Source organism: Collinsella sp. TF12-2AT, assembly GCF_003436735.1.
Classification (GTDB): Bacteria; Actinomycetota; Coriobacteriia; order Coriobacteriales; family Coriobacteriaceae; genus Collinsella.
In genome coordinates, this window is sequence record NZ_QSQK01000016.1 from 41035 (window position 1) to 47149 (window position 6115).

The following is a 6115-nucleotide window of genomic DNA, read 5'->3' on the forward strand; positions in this document are numbered from 1 at the left end:
AAATGGAGCGGACAACGGGGCTCGAACCCGCGACCCCAACCTTGGCAAGGTTGTGCTCTACCAACTGAGCCATGTCCGCCTGCGAGGATTTAATATACGGGATGATCCACCCAAATGCAAGAACTTTTTTTGAAAAGTTTTGCGACGCCCTCGCGAACCTCGCGAAGACATCAGCCACCACGGAAGGTGTAGGCAAACGCAAGCTCGCCGCAAGAGGCCCCCTACAACTCAGCGAGCATGATCCAGGCAGAGCTGTCCTGCGCGAGCCTGCCGTCTGCAAGCGGTGATGAGGTGAGCAGGACCCTACCCGCCGGCAGCTCCACGGGTGCTGCACCGAAGTTCGTCACACACGCCCAGCCGTTGTCGCGGCGATAGGCGATGACGCCGCCCTCAGCGCCCTCGGCACCATCCGCAAGGCCGGTGCGCCCGTCAAGATCGAGCCACGCAAGATCGTTGGCGCACCCGCGCAGCTTGCGCCGCAGCCAGAGGGCGTCGCGATAGAACGCAAGCATCGATGCCGGGTCCGCTTCTTCCCTATCGGCAGCGTAATCGGAAAACCATGCAGGCTGTGGCAGATGGGGCGCCGCATCGGCGTCCGCCGGTGAAAACCCAAACGATCCGCCCTGCGCGGGATCGTCCGCTGCCACCCACGGCAGGGGCACACGACAGCCGTCGCGCCCCTTCTCGCGCTTCGGTCCGTGCGTATTGGTCGCAGTGGGATCTTCGAGTGCAGCCCACGGGATGTCAGCCACCTCAAAAAGGCCGAGCTCCTCACCCTGATACACGTATGCCGAGCCCGGAAGCGCCAACTCAAGCAAAAGGGCTGCCCGCGCGCGGCGCTCGCCGAGTTCACGGTCCTCGTCATAAGACGACCCGTCGCGTAAGAGCCAGTCGAGCGCAATCTGATGGTAGCGCGTCGCCTTGATTTGCGGCAGGGCATAGCGTGTCGCCACGCGCGGCACGTCGTGGTTGGAGAGTACCCAGGTCGAGGCGGAACCGGATTCGATGGCCGCCTTCAAGCCCTTCTCGATTGCAGCGTGCATGTCATCATAGGTCCAAGTGGCCTTGGCGAACTCAAAGTTGAATGTCTGGCCAAGCTCGCTGGGGCGTGCGTAGAGATACTGGCGCTCGGGCAGAACCCACGCCTCGGCAACGGCGCTGCGCGGCGGATCATAACGGTCGAACACGCGGCGCCACTCGCGATAGATCTCATGGACCTCGTTGCGGTCCCACAGCGGATGGGTGCCGTCCTCAACCATGTCATCGCCCTCGGCGAGATGCCACTGGTCGAGGTCATCGCGGTCGAGATCCTTGGCGAGACCGTGCGCCACATCAATGCGAAAGCCATCGACGCCTCGATCGCTCCAAAACGCCAGGACGTCGCAAAAGAACGCATGAACCTCGGGACACGACCAGTCAAAGTCCGGCTGCTCGGGCGTAAACATGTGCAGATACCACTGACCGTCCGCGACGCGCGTCCAGGCGGGGCCGCCAAAGTTGGCATTCCAATTGGTGGGAGGCAGCTCGCCGTGCTCGCCGCGACCATCGCGGAAGATATAACGGGCGCGCTCGGGTGATCCGGGGCCGGCGGCAAGAGCGGCTTTGAACCAGGGGTGCTGGTTGGACGAATGGTTGGGCACGATGTCGACGATGACCTTGATGCCGTGCGCATGAGCCGCAGCGATCATGTCATCGAAGTCGTCAAGCGAGCCGAGACGTGGGTCGACATCGCAGTAGTCCGCCACATCATAGCCGCCATCGACAAGAGGCGATGGGTAAAACGGGCTCAGCCAGATGGCCTCGATGCCCAGCTGCTCAAGATAGTCCATCTGCTGGGTAATGCCCGCGATATCGCCCAGACCCGAACCAGTCGAATCCTTAAACGAGCGCGGGTAGATTTGATAAATCGCGGCATCGGACATCCATGGGCGCGAAGAGGACTTTTCTGTAGCCATGGGGTGCGACTCCCTTGCAACGAGGTTTTGCGAGATGTCCACGATGATACGCCCAAAGCGGACATTCGCGGCAAACAACGCCACAGCCACGCCCCAAACGCTCGCTCCCTCTCGGGTTCGAGCCCAAGCGATGGGTACGAAAAAGCCCGGCTACCGTAGTAGTCGGGCTGCTGCGTTTGGAGCGGACAACGGGGCTCGAACCCGCGACCCCAACCTTGGCAAGGTTGTGCTCTACCAACTGAGCCATGTCCGCATATGTAAAACAAAACGGGCGCCGGAGCGCCCGGATGTTGCTTGGAGGCGAAGCCCGGATTCGAACCGGGGGTAAAGGCTTTGCAGGCCTCTGCCTTACCACTTGGCCACTTCGCCGAAAAAGGACCGCCTAAACGGTCCGGAAATGCAATGGAGCGGACAACGGGGCTCGAACCCGCGACCCCAACCTTGGCAAGGTTGTGCTCTACCAACTGAGCCATGTCCGCTTGCGGGTTATTAATTTACGCGAGTTGTCCAAAAGACGCAAGTACTTTTTTCAAAAAACTTGTCTGCCGCATGTTCTTAGTAGCTAAACGCGCTAAAGCGATTGGCTAGGCACACGATTCCAGCGCTCCGCTAAACAGCTTCACCATCTGCACGCGCGTGCCGGCGCCGTCCGTACGACGAGCAACCTCCACGTTATCGACGAGCATACGCATAAGCTTGATACCACGGCCGCGCTCCTCAGATGCGACCGGTTCGCTCGTTTCATCGATAGAATAGCCGGCACCTCGATCAAGCACCTCAACCACAACGCGATCGCTATAGGCCTGAACCGTCAGAACGCACCCGATACCGCCCGCATGGTCATAGGCATTACCCAGCGCCTCCCCCGACGCCAATGCGACATCGTAGCGCTCGTCACGGCGCAACGGAAGCGATTCAAGGAGTTCGGCGATGCGATGTCGGTAGTATGGAAGATTCTCGATACCCTGACGGACCTCGACGCTCTTACTCCAGCGAGGCAGCTCCCCCACCGGAATGGCGGGAATAGACTCCCGTGCCGGCCCCGCGACATGAAGAATATCGACAAGACGAGCAATCTCCAAAAAGCGAACAACTTCACCTGATGCATTGACGAGCGAAAGCAGGCCTTCTCGCCTCATGAGCTCACGAGCGCGCGTAAGCAGGAATGCCAAGCCCGTCGAATCGATAAAGCTGACAGCCTGACAGTTGATGACGACACGACGCACGCCGCGGCCAATCAAAGCATCCAACCGCCGACGCAGCGCAGGCACCGTGGCGATGTCGATATCGCCTGGTGGCGTCAAAACCGCTATGTCATTCCACTCATTCATACGACCATGGTTCCCCAAAAAAGCCCACTCGATGCATTCGTTTCCCCGACCGTACGGATTCAGCCCGCCCAGCGTCGTCTATGAACGACCCCGTAAAAACTCAAGGGACACCAATGCAATGTCATCGTCCAGCGCCGATTCGGTAAATCGGTCGAGCTCGCCCAAGACCTTGCCGCAAATGCCCGACACGCCCTCACCCGAGACAGAGAGCAGAAGGTCGCGAAGGCGCTGCTCGCCAAAGAAAGCACCCGAGCGGTCACGCGCTTCGATTGTTCCGTCGGTGTACATAAATAGCATGTCACCAGGAGCGAACGTAAACACGCCTGTCTCGTACACCATGCTCTCAAAGGCACCGATTACCCCCGATTGGCATCCAAGCAGCTCGACCTCTCCCCCACGAGCCTCGCCGCCACCCAGCGGCATCGACTCTGGCCTGATGACCATGGTCGGAGGATGGCCCGCCGAACAATACGTTGCGCGTCCGGCTTTAAGGTCAATCTTGGCGATAAAGGCCGTCACGAACGTCTCGACCCTCGAAAAGCCCATAAGCATGCTATTAAGGGAGCGTGCCATGCGGGCCGGTCCAGCGCCCTCCCAGGCATATGCCGTCAGGGCCGTCTTGACGAGTGCGGACATCGATGCAGCCTCAATGCCTTTGCCAGACACATCGCCCAGAATCATGACGGCGCAATCGTCGGGAAGACGGATGAGCGTATAGAAATCGCCGCCGACCAACGCCGAGTTCGTGGCCGACAGGTACACCGAATCGGCGGCGATTCCCGGAACATCCCCCAGTGAATTTCTCATGCCAATCTGGAGGGTCTGAGCGATATGGCGCTCCTCACGCTTTTGAGATTCGCCTTCATAGATCAGTTCAAAGTCATGAGCCAAGTGCACCAAGTAGTCATATTCAAGGTCATCAATCGGCTCTTGGCTACCATCACGAAGCAGCAGCGCACGCGTCGTCGGCCCCTTCGCAACAGAAGCAGGAACGATTGCGTCGTTACTGTGCTTGCCATCGCCCTCAGGGCGTGGGCGCCCCGCCTCGATGCCGGCGTCGACGTAGAGACCCTGGCAAGGCAGGCCATGCGCTCTAAGCCAGCCTCCCATAGGCATCGATTCGTCAACGCGAGTTATACGGACGTGTTTAAGGTCCTCGGCACTCGTGCCGCCCAAAACAGATGCCTCAAAGCCATCAGGGGCAGCCCCCAGACGTGCCGCTGGCGCCGTCGTGGAAAAGAAAAGCTTCTCGGGATCGTCCGGCAAAGCAACGCGACTGCCGCCTTCAAAATCTATGACGTAGGAATCCAGACTGGCGTCATACTCAACAGGGCAAAAATGGCAGTTGAGCATATTGCAGATCTCGGACGACACCGCCTGGGTAGCCGCGGCGGAATCGTCTAGAAAGGTAAACAACTCATCACGCAGCACATTGAGGGAACGACCAAGCTCGGCCGTGCGACGGGAGCGAAGGCTCGATGCCATGCCGACCAGCTGGATAGACAGGTAATCGCAAATGACCTCGAGCACATTAACGTCATAGGCGAGCGGTGCCTGGGGGCGTTTCCAACCAACTTCCAGCACGCCGAGGATCTGCGTACCGTAAAAAACGGGAAGACAGATTTCACTGCGGTACGGAGGCATATCCTGCATGCGCAACAGGTGCTTTGAACGATTATCCAGGTCCATGAACATACCGGAGGCGGCCTTATCGCCCTCAAGGTCCTGTTGGATCGACAAGCGACAGGCACGCGACTCGCGAAGAACATACGTCGGAATGCCAGCGCCATACGGCAAAAACTCGGGCAGGTAGCTGTCGTACAGCTCCTTGGAAACACCGCGAAGCTTAAAGCCGCCGCTCTCAGAAAAATAGATAGCGGCACCCGAAGCATCGAGCGTTCCTACAAGCTGGTTCAAAACGGTATCAAGCAGGCTGGGTAACTCATCGGAGCCCACAGTGCTCATAATGACCGAGAGCGTCCCAGAGAGACGCTTGTTCGCCACTCTAAGCTCCGATAACGCACGCTTGAGCTGACGGTCGTGAGAATACTGTTCCTCGATACTGTGAAGCGCCACCAGGACACGTGGCGCGCGGCGCCCAAAGATACGTGGAGGCGTTACGGAGCCTGCGCGAACCAATACGGGAATAAAGGAGCCATCGCTCAGCTTGAGCATCAGTTCGCTCTCGGAGCCATCAGTTTCAAATGGCAAACGATGTTCCGTTGCACGTTCAAAAGCGGACGAGTACAGGACGTCTTTAACATCTCCACCGATGACGTCGGCGCGTTCCTCGCACATCAAACCAAGTAAGCGATTATTCACATGCAGAATGGTTCCGTCGAGCTCGCAGATGATGACAGCATCGCTCGTGATCTCGACTAGTTGGGCAACGTCTGCCCACTCGTTGCGTTCAAGCGTTTCCATCGTGGACCCCACCGTCTATCGGTAACAAAAAAGCCTCCGAAGAGGCTTCTCAAATGCGATGGTGTCGGAGGCGGGACTTGAACCCGCATGACCAAAAAGCGGTCACTAGCACCTCAAGCTAGCGCGTCTGCCAATTCCGCCACTCCGACATGCTATGTTGTTGATTCGCAGTTCGTTTTGTTCGACCCGCGCGTTCAACGAGGAAGATAATAACCTATGATTCGAGAACTGTGCAAGCACTTTTTTCAAAAAAGTTTACGAATTTGTAAATGCGCAGGTAGATCCGTATGCCCGGCCCCGAATCGGTGTTGCCTCCCGGCGCGTCCTCGGGCATGGGCGATATTTTGCTACGCACTTCGTGCTGCAAAATATCGCTCCCCCTGCGGAATGCGCCGGGAGGCAACA

At 58.6% G+C, this 6115-nt stretch carries 4 protein-coding genes and 5 tRNA genes; all 9 read right to left on the minus strand.

The features are described from left to right. Window positions 1-3: 3 nt before the first annotated feature. A tRNA-Gly gene (locus DXD24_RS09395) sits at window positions 4-79 on the minus strand. A gap of 142 nt (window positions 80-221) precedes the next feature. After that, window positions 222-1955 carry a glycoside hydrolase family 13 protein gene (locus DXD24_RS09400; protein ID WP_233502384.1) on the minus strand — a complete coding sequence of 578 codons (1734 nt, stop codon included), beginning with the start codon at window positions 1953-1955 and terminating at the stop codon, window positions 222-224. Window positions 1956-2132: 177 nt separating this feature from the next. Further along, window positions 2133-2208, minus strand: a tRNA-Gly gene (locus DXD24_RS09405). Window positions 2209-2250: 42 nt separating this feature from the next. After that, window positions 2251-2324: transfer RNA gene (locus DXD24_RS09410), tRNA-Cys, on the minus strand. A 34-nt stretch (window positions 2325-2358) separates the two neighbouring features. Next, window positions 2359-2434, minus strand: a tRNA-Gly gene (locus DXD24_RS09415). A gap of 105 nt (window positions 2435-2539) precedes the next feature. Then, window positions 2540-3286, minus strand: a complete 747-nt coding sequence (locus DXD24_RS09420) for an anti-sigma factor antagonist (RefSeq protein WP_117564450.1) — start codon at window positions 3284-3286, stop codon at window positions 2540-2542. A gap of 78 nt (window positions 3287-3364) precedes the next feature. Continuing rightward, entirely contained in the window at window positions 3365-5710 is a 2346-nt protein-coding gene (locus tag DXD24_RS09425) for a GAF domain-containing SpoIIE family protein phosphatase (RefSeq protein ID WP_117564451.1), read from the minus strand. Window positions 5711-5769: 59 nt separating this feature from the next. After that, window positions 5770-5859: transfer RNA gene (locus DXD24_RS09430), tRNA-Leu, on the minus strand. Window positions 5860-5924: 65 nt separating this feature from the next. Further along, the coding region (locus tag DXD24_RS10280; protein ID WP_233502385.1) for a hypothetical protein at window positions 5925-6115 on the minus strand (191 nt) is incomplete at its 5' end.

Coding starts and splice junctions, on each gene's coding strand:
- DXD24_RS09400 (WP_233502384.1), bottom strand. CDS start 1,955: ATGGCTACAGAAAAGTCCTCTTCGCGCCCATGGATGTCCGATGCCGCG.
- DXD24_RS09420 (WP_117564450.1), bottom strand. CDS start 3,286: ATGAATGAGTGGAATGACATAGCGGTTTTGACGCCACCAGGCGATATC.
- DXD24_RS09425 (WP_117564451.1), bottom strand. CDS start 5,710: ATGGAAACGCTTGAACGCAACGAGTGGGCAGACGTTGCCCAACTAGTC.